We start from the raw sequence: 15,751 nt of genomic DNA, 5'->3' as shown, positions 1-15,751 counted from the left end.
TTTATCTCTGAAAAGGAGTAAGTGGGAAGTCGCCTGAGCCATAAAGATGAAATTATAAGACCAATTAAGCTTAAGGCAAAAAGCCACTCGTGAGTCACGAGCCGGGCCACCTTTCCAAAGGTGTAAGCAGCAGATTCCTGCGTGGCTGGAAAGTCAAGAAGAACTCCTGAACCATCATAATATATTTTCAGATGAGCCACAATCTTACTATCATACATTAAGGGAACGATCCAGCATAGCTCAGGCTCACGATACTCAGCTCCTTCCAGAATCTCAAGATTTTTAAGGACTTCCTTAGCGTTCTTCTTTACCTTTCTTAAGGAAACCTCAACCGTTGAGGTTCTTGGATGATAGCCCTTAGGTAAGACGCTTCCATCAAGGGGGCTAAACTCAAGGGTGGAAACAATATAACCCTCATAAACTAAAGCAACCTTTATAACTGCCTCCCCTGAAGGGCACTTAGCCACCCACGTCTTTCCAATCGAGAGGAAATTTCTAACCTCCTTTGCTATAGATAGAGCTTTCTTTAAGGAACCCAGTATGGTCTCCTGAGGGATAAATTCAGGTATCTCACCAAGATCGGTTATAATCGGGAACTTAGAATCGCTCATGCTTTGTTAACCATCATCTCCTGCATCAGGGGATAATCGGGAACCACGTGAACTCCGTCATAATAGACCTTTATGTGAGAAACCAACTTCCCATCGTACACCAAGGGGACGACCCAAGATAACTCAGGCTCACGATACTCAGCTCCCCCAAAAACCTCAAGATCCTTAACTATATCTTCCGCCTTTTTCTCTATTTCTTCAAGAGAAACCTTTACATCAAGAACTCTCGGATGATAGCCTCTGGGGAGTAACTCCCCATCAATCGGGCTGAACTCAAGGGCACCAACTACAATGCGATCGTAAACCAGGGCTGCCTTTATTATAACCTCTCCAGCAGGCCCTCTGCTGATCCATGCTCCGCCAGAAGAGAGGAAGTTCAGAGCACGCCTCGCCGTTTCAAGCGCTTTTTTTTGCGTTAGCAAATATGGCATCCTGCGGTATGGACTGAAAAGTTCCCCCTTGAAGAAAGGCATCCGCAATTGGAGGCTTACCCTCAGACATAACAATCCCCTCCTCTAAAATAAAGAAGGGCTCCATCTTGCGAAATGGAGCCCCCTCCCATATCACTTATTTCTCTACGCTTATAGAAACAAAGAAGGTTCTACCTCCTCGAGAGATCAGGAAAACGAGAGTTTGACCTCTTTTAACGCCAGAGAGAGCCCTGTTCCAGTCCCTCATATTCCTTATCTCATGTCCGTTAAGCTGCTTTATGACATCTCCCACCTGCAAGCCTGCCATATCAGCAGGACTATTGGGTTCCACATAGGTGATGACAACTCCGCTTGCTTCGGTCAACCTATATTTGTGAGCAAGATCCGGAGTAATATTTGAAACCCTTATGCCAATGTCTATCCTCGGCTTTATCGATGAAATTTCCTCCTGAGGAAGCTCACCAAGTTTTACGAATATCGTGATCGTCTCTTTCCTTCTCCAAACCTTAAGCTTAACCTTTTCGCCAGCTTTATGGCTCCTTATGGCTATTTGAAGCTCCGCAGGGGAGTTAACCGGCTTTCCGTTAACCGCAAGGATAACGTCGCCTCTTCTTAAACCAGCCTTATCTGCGGGGCTTCCATGCACGATATCCGCCACGATTACACCCTTAGGTTTCTTCAATCCAAACGCTCCTGCCAGAGATGGATTCATAGCTTGGATGTAAACACCAAGCCATCCTCTCTTCACTCTTCCATACCTTATAAGATCGTTAAGTATTTGCTTCGCGGTGTTTATAGGAATGGCAAAACCTATCCCCTGCGCATATGGAACTATAGCAGTATTTATTCCTACAACCTCACCCTTGAGATTCAAGAGTGGTCCCCCACTATTTCCCGGATTTATGGCTGCATCTGTCTGGAGAAAGTTCTCAAAGCTCTCCTTACCAGCTCTTATGGTTCTTCCTTTGGCGCTTATAACGCCTACCGTAACGGTATGCGAAAGTCCAAAGGGATTTCCGATAGCGACAATCCACTCTCCAACCTCAACTTTATCAGAATCCCCGAGCGGAAGAGTCGGGAGATTTTTCGCGTTTATCTTTATTACAGCAACATCAACGGTAGGATCAGCCCCAACAACCTTAGCGTTAAATCTCTTGTCATTCGAAAGGGTAACGATAATCTTATCCGCATTCTTTATAACATGGTAGTTTGTAAGGATATACCCATCCGAGGAAATTATAAACCCCGATCCCTTACCCCTCATGGGGATTATCCTCGTGAACCTCTCATACTCCTCCCCAAAAAACTTTCTTAAGAAGGGATCATCGAAAAACGGTAGAAGCGGTTGCTTGACCATGGTCACGGTATCAATATTGACCACCGCAGGACCTGCTTTCTTCACAATTTTGACGATGTTCATGTTACCCATGTTTTGTGGGGCAGATAAGGCAAAAACGGATGGCGCCAGCATACTCCCTATTATGATCAGACTGAGCACTGCACAAATCAAACTTAGCTTACGCATAGAAACTCCCCCTTTCTAAATTAAAATTTATAGAGGGAGCACCTTTCATTCGGTGCTCCCTCTATTTCATTCACTTTCAGAGCCACTGCTTTTTAGTCTGTCCTCTTTTCCTCATCTTCCTTCTCAACCTCTATTCTAACGCCTTCCTCTTCCTGCGGCTCAGCCTTTGGCAGGACGAGTTTCAAAATTCCATTCTTGTAAGATGCCTTCGCTTCCGACGGATTAACCTCAACCGGCAAGGGGATAGTTCTCGCGAAGCTTCCATAAACACGCTCACACCTATAGTAGTTCTCGTCCTTTATCTCCTCATCTCTGCGAATCTCACCTCTCAGAACGACGCTGTCAGGCAGAACCCTTATATCCAGATCCTTGGGATCGACACCAGGGATTTCCGCCTTAAGAACAAGCTCGTTGCCCTGATCATAGAGATCGATACGCGGTCCCCAAGAGGAAATGTCCATTCCCCTCGGAGTATACCTACCCCAGCTTCCAAGGAAGCTCCCCATTATATCGTTAAACCACCTGTCGAGTTCCTCATGAATCCTATCCAAGGAAGCAAAGCCTCCCTCTTCCCTCCTTGCGGGAACCCACCTTCTCCTCATAACTCCATCACCTCCCAAGGTTTTTGACCTTTCCTGACTTTCCATTTAAATAGTATTGACCAATGAAGCTATTGTCAAAGCCTATAAATCGGGATTATTCAGGATTACACATAAATATCTCCTAAAATTTCACATATACGATTTATCTCTAACTCGCTTATCACTTTATAACCATTCTCTCTCAATATATATGCTAAAACTCCAGAACCCCTCTTTACTTTTCCACTAAACGTTCCATCGTATATAAAATTTACCCCACATGAGGGGCTTCTTTCCTTCAAAATAAAGCCACTCACATGCAAAGCCCTTGATACTTTAAGCACCCGCTGAGCTCCTCTTATAAAAAACGCTGTTAGGTCCTTCCCCGTCCTGTCTAAAACTCTTGCATTTCCCCTCCATACAGCTTTTCCATCCCCACCTACTATCTCAGCAGGTGGACGCGGGGAAGAAAGACCTCCCCAGCTTTCGGGACACACCGGAAAGAGCTCGATACCTCTGAGAAAAAGCTGTAGCACGCTTCTTTCAACCTTTGACTTCCCATCATATCTACATGGTATTCCAAGAAGACAAGCGCTTACTCCTATCAAACACATCACCTCTTTAAGAAAAAGAAAAATTTAAAATCCCCCGCAACCTTCTCCGATTGCGGGGGATTCCCTTCCATCCGCATGTAGCTTTAACTACTTTTTCCTGCGGCGAGACGAACGGCGCTTACGGCGCTCACTCGGCTTCTCGTAGAACGAGCGTCTCTTCATCTCAGATATAATGCCAGAACGCTGGCACTTTTTCTTGAAGCGACGCAGAGCATCGTCTATCGTCTCGTTCTTGCCGACCACTATCTCCGCAGCCATAAATTTACCCTCCCTTCAATAGTACCCTCTACCCAGGGGGCCATCCCATAAGACGTCCTCCAAGTATATGGAAGTGAAGATGATATACCGTTTGCCCTCCTTCATAGCCACAATTATTAACTATCCTAAAGCCTTTTTCAGCGAGACCATACCTTTCCACCACAAGCCTTATAACCCTGAATATGTGGGAAAAGAGAGCTCCATCCTCAACCTCAAGAACATTTTCAACATGCTCCTTCGGTATAACAAGAGCGTGAAAAGGGGCTTGCGGATTGATATCCTTTATGACCACAACCTTACCATCCTCATAAAGCTTTTCGCTGGGAAGCTCCCCCCTTATAATCCTGCAAAATACGCAATCCCTCATTACTTAAGTCGCCAGTTTTCAAGAATTCTCTTGATCCAAGTTCTCACTTGAGCATCTTGCTCCACATAAAGTAGAGAAGTAAGCGAGCAAGCAGCTCTTCTATCCCCAAGAAGACCTAATGCCCTTACCGCGACTAACCTCACCTCCGTCACCGGATGTTTGAGTAAAGGAAGAAGCAGATTTAGGACCTCCTCACCTCCTATTCTAACCAGAGCTTCAACCGCCATCCATCGAATTTCAGGACCTTTCCCATCGACAATGAGATCCCTTACTCTACTTAAAGCAGGCTTAAAGCGCGCTTTTTCAAGGGCTCTAAGAGAAATTTTTACTATTTCGTTATCATCATCCTTAAGAAGGTCAACCAGCGCCTCTAAGGCCTTCTCCTCATCTCTCATTGAAAGGTGCTTGGCAACTTCCCTTCTTAAGTATATATTATCGCTTTTTAACCTATCTAAAAGCAAGCTTAAGGGAATCCTCCACTCCCTCCGCTTTACCCGTTTTTCCAGTCTACACAATATTTCCTTAGCCTGTCTTGATAGCTTTTTCTTTTTCTCGTTTTTTTCAACCTTGGGTCTCCTCAGAGAAACCTTTCGAGTTAGAAAGTGATAGGCTTTCACAATCTCCTCATACTTCTCATGTAATTCCTCACCAGCTATATCCGGATGATATCTCAGAGCGAGCCTTCTAAAGGCTCTTTTTACTTCATCAAGCGAAGCACCTACGCGCAAGCCAAGTGCCTTATAGTAAGGAGTTAAGTCTTCAATCTGCACTATTCGATCAGCTCCCTATTTAAATCCTCAAGAAGCTTTGAAAGATCCTCAAGCTCTTCAAGAGAAGCAGATTCGACTCTCTTTTTAACCTCCTTAAGAGTTTCATTCACTCTTTCAGCTTCTTCTTTCTCAAGAGAGCCTACCTTCCTTTTAAGAAGATAGATCATATTCTCTATTCTATTTCTCAAATCACGCTCCTTTAGCTTCCTTTCGTCCTTTTCCCTTTCCTTCTCCGCCTCTCTTAAAAGGCGCTCTATTTCCTTCTCTGAGAGAGCTTTAGCACCCTTTATCTCAACTTTTTGTTCCTTTCCAGTATCAAGGTCTCGAGCCCTGACATGAACTATTCCATTGACATCTATAGAAAAAGTCACTTCTATTCTTGGAACTCCCCTCGGAGCAGGTCTTATGCCAGTAAGCTGAAACTTCCCTAAGGATATATTATCTTTGGCGAGCGGGCGCTCTCCTTGAAGAACGTGAATTTCAACGGTGGTTTGATTATCCGCTATTGTCGTGAATATTCTGGAAGCAGAGGTCGGGATGGGGGTATTTCTCTCTATAATTTTCGTGAAGATCCCCCCCACCGTTTCAACACCAAGCGAAAGAGGCGTAACATCTACAAGCACTATGCCCTTTACCTCTCCCTTAACCATGGCAGCCTGTATCGCCGCGCCAAGAGCTACGCACTCGTCTGGATTTACCCCTCGTAAGGGATCTTTACCTACTATCTCTCTTATCTTCCTTTGAACAAGAGGAATTCGAGTTGACCCCCCAACCAGAAGAACGTCATCTATCTCACCCGGCGAAAGCCCTGCATCCTCGAGAGCCTGAAGCACGGGACCCTCAAGCTTGTCAACGAGATCTTTGACAAGCTCCTCAAATAGATCTCTCGTTAAAGAAATTTGGAGGTGCTTGGGCCCATTTTCATCAGCTGCAATAAATGGAATGTTTATCTCGGTCTCATAAACTTCGGACAGCTCTATCTTCGCCTTCTCCGATTCCTCCTTAAGCTTTTGAAGAGCCATTCTATCTTCTGAGAGATCTATGCCCGTTTCCTCTTTAAACCTGTCTATAAGATAGCCCATTATTCTCTCATCAAAGTCATCCCCACCGAGACGATTTATCCCCGAGGTAGCTTTAACCTCGAAAACACCTTCCGCTATCTCGAGAATGGAGACATCAAAGGTCCCGCCACCAAGATCAAAGACAAGAACCTTTTTTTCTCTATCACCGCTTTCCCTTCCCAAGCCATAAGCCAAAGCAGCAGCAGTAGGTTCGTTTATTATTCTCAAAACCTTGAGCCCTGCTATCTCACCCGCTTCCTTAGTTGCCTGACGCTGAGCATCACTAAAGTAGGCAGGGACGGTGATTACCGCCTCCTCAACGCTGTCATTCAAAAACTCCTCTGCATCCTCTTTGAGCTTCTTCAATATGAGCGCAGAAATATCCTGAGGTCTATAAGCTACACCATCAATCTCTAAGACATAATCAGTTCCCATACGCCTCTTTATTGAAAGAATCGTTCTTTCAGGATTCAATATAGCCTGATTTTTAGCGGGTTCCCCCACGAGAATCTCACCATTTTTAGAAAAAGCAACAACCGAAGGAGTTACCCTTTTCCCCCTTCTATTAGGAATTATCTCCGGTTTGTCTCCCTCCATAACGGCAATGGCTGAATAGGTAGTTCCAAGATCAATCCCAACAATCCTGCTCAAGTTTTAAAAATCACCTCTCTAAACAGTTGAGCTTTCCTCATCCTCATATATATCCTCCGGAAGGGGCTCATTCCATCTCTGAAATCCCTCTAAAGTTTCTAATCTATAAAGCGCAGACACATACCAAATCCCCTTAGGCATGTTTTTAACCGGATTAAGCTCCCAACCACGCATGTCTTTAAAGTAGGGCCAGTTTATATACTCGTTAAACTCGTTTATTATGTCAGTTATAACAAGCCCAGTCTCGACTATGAAGCGCTGTATCTCCCTCCACTTGGTCAAAGAGGTCTCTATATGGGTAAGCCCCACATATCCAGCACACCCGGGCCCTTTAAGGGTAGCCACGCCACGGCAGGCAAAGGCTCTGAATCCCGCAAGCGTCTCCGTGGGATCGGTAAAGAAGACATCGAACTTACCAAGAAGATCTTCCGAAAGTGGCTCACGCAGATCTACCCTCATGACCTCGAGCAGATCGAGGCTTTTCTCCTCCTTTACCTTTTTCTCAAAGTCGAGTATTCTTCTATCTATATCAATTACGACAACCCTCTTGGGTAGTCCCGTTAGAGCAAGCGCTATTCCAACGAGATCGTCATCTCCAAGAACGATTATCTCCCTATTTCTAAGGTCCCCTCTTGAATCAGCAAAAACCACCCTCGCCAGTGTGGTCTCAGGCGTGACATACCCCTGATCGTAGCGATGAAGCGCTGAGGGCCTTTCTTCCTGAATCTTCAGGAATTCACGATAGACTTCCTCAAACTCGTTAAGAAGAACGGTTCTCCCAAAGCACTTATCACACTTGTGGGACCTATAAGGCGCTATACCGAGCGCCTCGCTCTCCTTTTTACCCTTTTCAGTTAATACTATGTTTTCCCCCTCATACGCTACCCAGCCTTCTCTATTAAGGAGCTTTATCAAGGAAGCAACCGCTGGGAGGGGAACCATCGAATATCTAACTATCTCCCAGAAATCACCGTTTACCATCAGTACTGATAAAACCCTTTCCACATCCCTCGCGAAAATCGGTATGTTGGTCTCCCTCTTTACTTCAAAAGCAAGTCTTTCAATCAATCTCAATCCCTCCCCTAATATCTTTTAATCAACACAGATAGATTTTACTATACTATCCTCATTTTGAGAAGATGGTATAATATGACCTGGCAAAGGCTAAAGGGGGGTGAATGTTCTTGATAGGCTGGAGCGTTTCACACCAGGAGTTTACCATTGAGGATCACTATTATTTCTCAATACTCAAAAGCAAAGTAAATTATAAGCTATTAAACTCGATCGAGGAGGGGTGGGACTGCGACGTAATGGTATTTAACTATCCCGAGAAGCCATTCAGTTCAAAGGAAATAGAAAGCGTAGTATCGTTTGTTGAAAGCGGAAAGAGAGTAATAGCACTGGGATACTATATGGATGAAGATGGTGTAGCCTCTCTCCTGAACGAGCTTGCTGAACCCTTTGGCATAAAAATGCTCCCCTCAAGCGTAAAAGACGAAAAGAATTGTTTAAACGGCGACCCCCTTCTTATAACAACCACGAAGATAGACCGATTTTCTCAGAATGTTAGCAAGATAGTTTTACCGTGCTGTGCTCCTATAAAGACAGCAGATAAAGATGCGATTGTCTTTATATATAGTGAGAAGACATCAACTCCCCCCTCCCAAGCGCTTGGGGCCTATCGTAAACATGGGAAGGGGGAGTTTATCCTCTTGGGAACCTGCGTTTTCTGGGACAACTTCTCAATAGTGCACTTTGATAACCTGCGTTTCTCTCTTAATCTCCTGAAAATTCCTTAATGGCTTCGCTCAGCCTTTTCGCCCCTTCTTTAAGATTTTCCTTAGATGGATAGGTAAAGTTCACTCTCATTTCATCATGTCTATCACCATCAGGGTAAAACGCACTTCCCATAACATAAGCTACATTATATTTCTCTACAGCTGTTTTAAACATCTCAGTAGTATTGATGCCTTCGACCCTAACCCAATAGAAGAAGCCACCTCCAGGCTTTACAAACTCAGCATTATCAGGCAGATATTCTTTCAGAGCTTCTGCCATAATGTCTCTTTTCTCCTTATAATACTTTCTTATAAGCTCTATCTGTGGTTCAAGCCAGCCTCTCTTACAGAATTCAGCTATGAAAAACTGAGCCAATATGCTGGTTGATAGATCCATTCCTTGCTTAGCATAAACGAACTTTCTGATTATCTCCCTATCTGCTATTATCCAACCTACCCTCGTTCCCGGAGCAAGTATCTTTGAGAAGGTTCCGCAATATATAACCCTGCCCGAGGAATCCATACTCTTTATCAGAACCGGGGGTTTCTCATCAAAATAGATCTCCCCATAAGCATCATCTTCAACTATGATAAGATCGTATTTTTCAGCAAGCTCATAAAGCTTCTTCCTTCTATCAAGGGACATAACCCTGCCCGACGGATTCTGAAAGTTAGGAATAACGTAAACGAACTTAGGCATAGGCAGGCTCTCCTTCTGTCTCCTCTTTATCTCTTCTTCAAGGGCATCAACGATAAGCCCTTCCTCGTCCATGGGAATTCCGAAAAACTGAGCGCCACAGTTTCTTAAGGCAACGATGGTACCAACATAGGTAGGAGCCTCAACGAAAACCAAATCTCCGTGATCCAGAAAGACCTTACCTATTACATCCATTGCCTGTTGAGAGCCGTTTACTATCACAATGTTATCAACATCTATGCCCAGACCGTGCCTCTTATTGAACCAATCTACGAGAAAGGTTCTGAGATCATCAAGTCCCTCCGTTCTCCCATACTGCAATGCCGTATTAGCATACTCATCTACCATGGGAGCAATCTCAGCGAACTTATCTCCAGGAAATATCTCAGGTGCTGGAAGCCCCCCTGCGAGCGAGATAACACCAGGCCTCTTGGCTATGGAAAGGAGTTCTCGTATAGGGGACGGCCTGAGTCCCTTACCTATCGTGGACAGCTTAGCACTCCAGTTCATTTTCTTCCCTCCCGCCTTTTAAATTTTTAAATCCGTCTTTATTATATCACACTTATCTGGTATAATTTAGTATAGGGTGGAGAGGTGTCCGAATTGGCTAAGGAGCCGGACTTGAAATCCGGTAAGCCCTCGCAAGGGCGATGTGGGTTCGAGTCCCACCCTCTCCGCCATAGCTTAGAAAGGTAAAAAGGGAGGAGCTTCTTGAAGAAGCTCCTCCCTTTCTCCATCTTAGAAGTTTTTTACCTCATATGACTCGGTAGCCACAGTATCAGTTGAGGGAAGATACTGAAAAGAACCAAACATCCCATTATTATCAGGATAAAGGGTATAACCCCTCTTATAATATCGCTCATGCTGATGCCGAGTTCAGGTGGAGCAGTTCCCTTAAGCACAAAGATAGACATCGCCATTGGTGGCGTCTGAAAAGCCATCTGTAAGTTTATACAGATCATCATTCCAGCCCATAAGGGATCGAAACCCAAAGCGGATATGATAGGCGTGAAAATCGGCACGATGATGAATACTATTCCAATCCACTCTATGAACATACCAAGCAAGAACACTATAAGCATGATTACGAAGAAAGCTCCCCATCTTCCCCCCGGCACCGACATTATGAGTCTTGCTACGACATCACCACCACCCGCGTTCATAAATACCCCTACGAACGCATAGCAAGCACCTGCTATAAGCACCACAAATGCGCTAACTCTCAGCGTTTGAATACCAGCCTGCTTAACGAGATCCCAGTTAAATTTCCTATAAGCCATGGTAAGAATAACGGCAGCGAGGCTTCCCATCGCAGCTGCCTCAGTAGGAGGAGCCACTCCAAAAAAGATGGTTCCGAGCACGGAGAGAATTAGCAATACCGTTGGAAGCATGGCCTTGGTAAGCCTCCACGCCCTCTCTCCGGGGGACATAGGCGTTCTCTCTTCAGGAGGGATCGGCGGACCTAATTCCGGACGCAGATAAGTTTTTATCGCTACATATGTGATATACGAAGCCGACAATATCAGACCGGGAATGAAAGCAGCCATAAACATCTTCCCTATAGAGAGACCTGCCTGCGGTCCATATACAACCAGCATAATACTCGGCGGTATCAAAATCCCAAGCGTCCCACTTGCAACTACCGTCCCCGCTGCGAGGGACTTATCATACCCTCTTTTTACCATGGGGCTGAGAGCAATCAAAGAGAGTATCGTAACGGAAGCGGTAATAACCCCTAAGCACGCTGCGAGGATTGTCCCGAAAACGATGGTGACTATCGCAAGTCCTCCTCTTAACCCGCTTAAAGCCTCATAAAGCTCTTTATAAAGATCTTCGGTTATTCCAGAGTACTGTAAAATCACCCCCATGAAAGTAAAGAGAGGAACTGCAAGATAGGGATAATTCAAAGTCATAGCGTATAGTCGTGTGTAGAGTATGTGCATCGTCACATCAGGACCGAAGAGAAGAAAGCCGAATATAAGTCCTAAGCTTCCTATAACGAAAGCAATAGGAAAGCCCGTAAGTACAAGTGATAATAAAGCTCCAAACATCAATAAAGTGGCTAATTCAGCGCTCATTTCAATCAACTTTTTCACCCCTTATAGCGAGGTAAACATCCCGTATAAATTTGGCTATCCCTTGCAGAAGAAGAAGATAAATTCCCACCGCAAACAATGTCCTATATGGCGCAGCAGGAGGATACCAAAAGGTGGAAATCATCGTTTCGTGTATTCTCCAAGCTCTTATAGCCCAAGAAGTAGAGGTTATAGCGAGACCTATCATCAGTGGGAAGAAAAGAAATAGAGATAGCACTGCATCCACTATCGCCTTCCTTCTCGGAGAAAGCTTTCTGTAAAACACATCTACCCTTGTATGCGCGTCATGAAGAAGATCGTAAGACCAGCCAAGCGTGTAAAGGGCTCCTCCAGCCATGCACAACGTATCGTAAGCCCAGATAGGAGGCGCGTTTAAAAAATGCCTCATTATAGTGTCGTAAGACCCAACCAGAACAAGAACCCATGCAAACCACTTCGCCCATCTACCGGAGCATTCGCTTATATAATCAATGGTTCTTAAAACCTTCCTTAAGACCGCCATAATCTACTTACTGAGTGGTCGAGTATGCCTTCCAGTAATTATTCATCGATTCGAGTATCTCCGCGTATATGCCTCCATACTGCTTAGCCTTCTCGGCGTAAAACTTCTGAGCTTCCTTCAAGATGGCATCTTCAACTTCTTTCGGAAGTTTATAAACTACGCAACCAGACTTCTTGAACTTCTGCAAAGCCTCTATAGATTTGTAAACCAGATACTCGTGCTGTGCCTGCGTCCACTTCCCTATGATATCCTGAACGAGACGCTTGAGCTCCGGAGGAAGCTTTTCCCACGCCTGCTTATTCACGAAGAAAACCTGAGGATCGCTTGGCGCACGCACAGGAGAAAGGATAACATACTTTGCTATCTCATTGAAATGCATCGTCCAGTTCGTTGCCAAGGTGGAGTACTCAAACGCGTCAATCGTTCCTCTTTGCATAGCTTCGTAAAGCTCTCCTCCTGGAAGAAAAACAACGTTCGCACCTAATCTCGCTAAGATTTCTCCACCGTCACCAGCAGCGCGGATCTTAAGACCTTTAAGATCCTTAACCGTCTTGATAGGCACCTTAGAGTGGAGGAATACTTCCGGTGGTAGCGGAGCGAGAGCACCCGGGAAGGTCAATATATTGTATCCCTTCATCATCTTGTTCATGAGCTCAGCACCGCCGCCGTAATCAAACCATGTTCTTAAAGCCTCTCCAGGGAGTCCACCAGGCCTCGAGCTTATTAACCCCGCAGCCTTCCACTTATCTAAGTTATACATGGGACATGTATACGCCATCTGAAGCACCCCTTGATCCACAGCATCAAGCTCCTTGGTAGCAGGAACTATGGATCCACCAACGAAATGCTTCACAACTAAACGCCCTCCGCTTGCCTTCGTTATAGCTTCACATACCTTATCGTGGAAAATCTGAGAAGGATCTGCAGCAGGACCGTGACCCGAGGACTTCCATATAATCGCCTTCGCCGCAAATGATACAGAAGCGCCCGCGAGAACGAAAATAACGAGAACCAATACCCCAAGACCCGAAATCAACGCGGCTTTTCTCACAGAGCATCCCTCCCTTGCGTTCTTATTGAGCTACGCAGGAATCCTCCCCTTACACCTCTCACCTCCTTTCCGTCGGGACATCCTGCGAGCCGAAAAGGAATATCTTTTATCTTTTTTTCTCTATAATAACAATAAACTCCCTCAACCTCAAGAGTGTTATAATATAAAACATGAAAAAGACACTCCCATATTTAATATGCTTAGTGCTAATTTTTATACCGATCATCAAGGAGAAAACAATTTACCTGACCTTTGACGACGGACCGCTCATCCCCTATACGGAAAAAATAGCGGAGGAGTTAGAAAAAAATTCTGGGAGGGGAACTTTCTTCTTCGTCGGGGAAAAGATCTTAGCACACCAAAATATAGTAAAAGATTTAGCTCAAAGGGGGCACACTATAGGAAACCATACCTATCATCATAACAGATTCCCCCACGAAAACCTGCATGAGGCCTTGGAAGATCTTATCAAGGGGGAGATAATACTTGGAGATGTACTCGGGTATTTCCCAAAGATTTTTAGACCACCAGGAGGGAGAATTTCGAAAGAAAAAGAGATTGTTTTCCGAGAACTTGGTTTCAAACCCATTTTCTGGGATGTAAATACGGGAGACTACGAAGGGAAGGGAGAGCTCTCCATCATCTTGAAGACCCTGATGCTAAGCTGGGACAGAAGCATCGTACTGATGCACTCCTGTCCCAGCGCTCTTAAAGCTTTACCAACATTACTTAAAATTCTTAAAGCCATGAACTTCAAAATTGAACCGCTCTCAAGAGAAATTCTGAAAACCGGAATCCCTAATGTAGAAAAGATAAGGATCGGAAAGAAACAGAAATTTCTCCTAAATCTTATAGGAGAAGGAAAATTTATCAAGGATGGGTTTTTCCTTTTGAAAGAAGCCATTTCATCCCTTGATGATCGCTCCAAGTTCAGAATAGCGTTATCACGAATAAGGACATTTGAGAGAAAGTCTTCTTCCCCAGAGGAAAAAAAATTCTGGGAGAGAAGAAAAAGAAAGCTTTCGCTTTATATTCGCTACTCAATATTAAGAAGGGAGCTTAAGAAGATTTTCATAGGCAATATACTTTCACTTCCAAAAAGCACTTATTAAAGGAGAAACGATAAGAGCAGGTAGAAAATCACCCACCTTTATGTCTTTTATCTCCAGGAGACGTAGCCCTATGGCGAGAACCATCAATCCCCCCGTTGCCGTAAAGTTCCCGAGAATAAAAGATTCCTTGAGAAAATAAAGCTGAGACGCAAGAAGAGTAAGAGTCCCCTGTATGACGAGAACTGAAACGGCGGAAAGCAATACCCCAAAGCCGAGAGCAGATGCAAGCATAGCAGAGGTAACAAAGTCAAGCAGAGATTTTAAGAATAGGAGATCCGGTTTGCCCATCAAGCCATCTTGAAAGCACCCAAGCACAGTCATAGGTCCTACACAAAAGATCATAGTCGCGGTTAGCCACCCCTTCACTATATCCTCTCGCTTGAGCTTTTTCTCAAAGAACCTTCCTATTCCCTCTATTTTGTATTCAAGACTCCACCATGTACCCAGTGCTCCCCCAACAACGAGGGAAAGGATAACAACAAGTAGCTCCTTTCCCTCAAAACCCATTTTCATTCCTATAAGAAGAGTAGAAAGCCCCAGCGCCTGAAGCATAGCCCTTCTCACCCTATCAGGCATTCCCTTTCTGACCGTCAAACCTATCAAGCTCCCAGCTATAACTGCACCAGTATTAACTATCGTTCCTACCAAGCTTTATGTTCCCTCCTCCCAAGAGGAAAGATACTTCCTCTGCTCAGGCGTTAACTCATCTATTTCTATGCCGAGAGCGTGAAGCTTAAGATGGGCAACTTCTCTATCTATCTCCTCTGGAACCGCATATACCTTATTCTGCAGTTCCTTTCCATGCTTGACAAGATATTCTGCCGAGAGAGCTTGATTGGCAAAGCTCATATCCATAACAGATGCAGGATGCCCCTCAGCAGCTGAGAGATTTATAAGACGTCCCTCAGCAAGCAGATATATTCTTCTTCCATCCGGCATCTCATATTCATCAACAAGCTCTCTCACCTTTCTCTTAGAAACTGCCATTCGCTCAAGCGCGGGAATATCTATCTCCACATTGAAGTGACCGGCGTTGCAAAGTATAGCCCCATCCTTCATGACTTTAAAGTGCTCTTCCCTTATAACGTTTATATCACCGGTAACGGTGCAAAATATATCGCCTACCTTAGCCGCCTCTTCCATCTTCATAACCGAATAGCCATCCATCCATGCCTCTATAGCCTTTAGCGGATCAACCTCCGTAACTATAACATGAGCCCCCATACCACGAGCTCTCATGGCAACTCCCTTACCGCACCATCCATATCCCGCAACGACGAAAACGGAATCCGCAAGAAGCTTATTCGTTGCTCTCATTATACCGTCTATTGTGCTTCTCCCGGTACCATATCTATTGTCAAACATATGCTTGGTTAAAGCCTCGTTTACCGCTATAACCGGATACCTTAAAACGCCGCTGTCTGCCATAGCCCTCAGCCTTATAACACCTGTTGTTGTTTCCTCCGTGCCTCCTATGACATTCCTTATGGAGGGGAGATTCTCCTTATGAAGTGTTGAAATCAAATCCGCTCCATCATCCATCGTTATGTGAGGTTCCTTAGATAATACCGCTTTTATATGAGAATAGTATCTATCCTTATCCTCTCCCTTGACCGCAAATACGGGTATACCATAAATAGAAACCA

General features: G+C 44.8%; 18 protein-coding genes and 1 tRNA gene. 3 read left to right on the top strand and 16 right to left on the bottom strand.

What is annotated here, in order from left to right:
* From J7M13_05820 to J7M13_05775, 10 genes are all read right to left on the bottom strand, one after another.
* Nucleotides 1-611: hypothetical protein (locus J7M13_05820; GenBank protein MCD6363495.1), on the bottom strand; the 611-nt coding region annotated here is incomplete at its 3' end.
* Nucleotides 608-1,033 carry a hypothetical protein gene (locus J7M13_05815; GenBank protein MCD6363494.1) on the bottom strand — a complete coding sequence of 142 codons (426 nt, stop codon included), beginning with the start codon at nt 1,031-1,033 and terminating at the stop codon, nt 608-610. The genes J7M13_05820 and J7M13_05815, both read right to left, overlap by 4 nt.
* Nucleotides 1,034-1,178: 145 nt before the next feature.
* Nucleotides 1,179-2,567 carry a DegQ family serine endoprotease gene (locus tag J7M13_05810; protein ID MCD6363493.1) on the bottom strand — a complete coding sequence of 463 codons (1,389 nt, stop codon included), beginning with the start codon at nt 2,565-2,567 and terminating at the stop codon, nt 1,179-1,181.
* A 92-nt stretch (nt 2,568-2,659) separates the two neighbouring features.
* On the bottom strand, nt 2,660-3,169 hold the full coding sequence (locus J7M13_05805) for an Hsp20/alpha crystallin family protein (GenBank protein MCD6363492.1): 510 nt from the start codon (nt 3,167-3,169) through the stop codon (nt 2,660-2,662).
* 104 nt (nt 3,170-3,273) lie between these two features.
* Nucleotides 3,274-3,756 (bottom strand): DUF523 domain-containing protein, encoded by a 483-nt coding sequence (locus tag J7M13_05800; GenBank protein MCD6363491.1) that lies wholly within the window; start codon nt 3,754-3,756, stop codon nt 3,274-3,276.
* 93 nt (nt 3,757-3,849) lie between these two features.
* Nucleotides 3,850-4,020 carry a 30S ribosomal protein S21 gene (locus tag J7M13_05795; protein MCD6363490.1) on the bottom strand — a complete coding sequence of 57 codons (171 nt, stop codon included), beginning with the start codon at nt 4,018-4,020 and terminating at the stop codon, nt 3,850-3,852.
* Between the two features lie 28 nt (nt 4,021-4,048).
* The gene (locus tag J7M13_05790) at nt 4,049-4,387 is read right to left on the bottom strand and encodes a histidine triad nucleotide-binding protein (GenBank protein ID MCD6363489.1); all 339 of its coding nucleotides are present in this window, start codon (nt 4,385-4,387) and stop codon (nt 4,049-4,051) included.
* Nucleotides 4,387-5,157, bottom strand: coding sequence for a HEAT repeat domain-containing protein (locus J7M13_05785; protein MCD6363488.1), 771 nt, complete (start codon nt 5,155-5,157; stop codon nt 4,387-4,389). The genes J7M13_05790 and J7M13_05785 overlap by 1 nt, the downstream gene beginning before the upstream one ends.
* On the bottom strand, nt 5,157-6,869 hold the full coding sequence (dnaK, locus tag J7M13_05780) for a molecular chaperone DnaK (protein MCD6363487.1): 1,713 nt from the start codon (nt 6,867-6,869) through the stop codon (nt 5,157-5,159). Before dnaK ends, J7M13_05785 begins: the two co-directional genes overlap by 1 nt.
* Nucleotides 6,870-6,887: 18 nt before the next feature.
* Nucleotides 6,888-7,943, bottom strand: a complete 1,056-nt coding sequence (locus tag J7M13_05775; protein MCD6363486.1) for a bis-aminopropyl spermidine synthase family protein — start codon at nt 7,941-7,943, stop codon at nt 6,888-6,890.
* Between the two features lie 110 nt (nt 7,944-8,053).
* Between J7M13_05775 and J7M13_05770 the strand changes: the two genes are divergently transcribed.
* The gene (locus J7M13_05770) at nt 8,054-8,668 is read left to right on the top strand and encodes a hypothetical protein (protein ID MCD6363485.1); all 615 of its coding nucleotides are present in this window, start codon (nt 8,054-8,056) and stop codon (nt 8,666-8,668) included.
* Here J7M13_05770 and J7M13_05765 read toward each other — a convergent pair.
* A complete protein-coding gene (locus tag J7M13_05765) occupies nt 8,646-9,854 on the bottom strand; it encodes a PLP-dependent aminotransferase family protein (GenBank protein MCD6363484.1) in 1,209 nt (402 codons plus the stop codon). The genes J7M13_05770 and J7M13_05765 overlap by 23 nt on opposite strands.
* Nucleotides 9,855-9,932: 78 nt before the next feature.
* Here J7M13_05765 and J7M13_05760 point away from each other — a divergent pair.
* A tRNA-Ser gene (locus tag J7M13_05760) sits at nt 9,933-10,024 on the top strand.
* A gap of 69 nt (nt 10,025-10,093) precedes the next feature.
* Here the strand turns inward: J7M13_05760 and J7M13_05755 are convergent.
* From J7M13_05755 to dctP, 3 genes are read right to left on the bottom strand one after another with little or no spacing between them, the layout of a single operon-like run.
* The gene (locus J7M13_05755; GenBank protein MCD6363483.1) at nt 10,094-11,431 is read right to left on the bottom strand and encodes a TRAP transporter large permease subunit; all 1,338 of its coding nucleotides are present in this window, start codon (nt 11,429-11,431) and stop codon (nt 10,094-10,096) included.
* Entirely contained in the window at nt 11,424-11,942 is a 519-nt protein-coding gene (locus tag J7M13_05750) for a TRAP transporter small permease subunit (GenBank protein MCD6363482.1), read from the bottom strand. The genes J7M13_05755 and J7M13_05750 overlap by 8 nt, the downstream gene beginning before the upstream one ends.
* A 7-nt stretch (nt 11,943-11,949) precedes the next feature.
* Nucleotides 11,950-12,978: a TRAP transporter substrate-binding protein DctP gene (gene dctP, locus J7M13_05745; protein MCD6363481.1), complete on the bottom strand. Its 1,029-nt coding sequence runs from the start codon at nt 12,976-12,978 to the stop codon at nt 11,950-11,952.
* 185 nt (nt 12,979-13,163) lie between these two features.
* Here dctP and J7M13_05740 point away from each other — a divergent pair, with 185 nt between their 5' ends.
* On the top strand, nt 13,164-14,105 hold the full coding sequence (locus tag J7M13_05740) for a polysaccharide deacetylase family protein (protein ID MCD6363480.1): 942 nt from the start codon (nt 13,164-13,166) through the stop codon (nt 14,103-14,105).
* On the opposite strand, the gene J7M13_05735 is transcribed toward J7M13_05740, so the two are convergent.
* Nucleotides 14,082-14,753, bottom strand: coding sequence for a DUF554 domain-containing protein (locus tag J7M13_05735; protein ID MCD6363479.1), 672 nt, complete (start codon nt 14,751-14,753; stop codon nt 14,082-14,084). The genes J7M13_05740 and J7M13_05735 overlap by 24 nt on opposite strands.
* Nucleotides 14,754-14,756: 3 nt before the next feature.
* On the bottom strand, nt 14,757-15,751 hold a 995-nt coding region (locus J7M13_05730), incomplete at its 5' end, for an adenosylhomocysteinase (GenBank protein MCD6363478.1).

The organism is Synergistota bacterium (assembly GCA_021159885.1).
Classification (GTDB): Bacteria; Synergistota; GBS-1; order GBS-1; family GBS-1; genus AUK310.
Note: the sequence above shows the minus strand (reverse complement) of the source record. Positions and strands in the feature narration are given on the sequence as shown.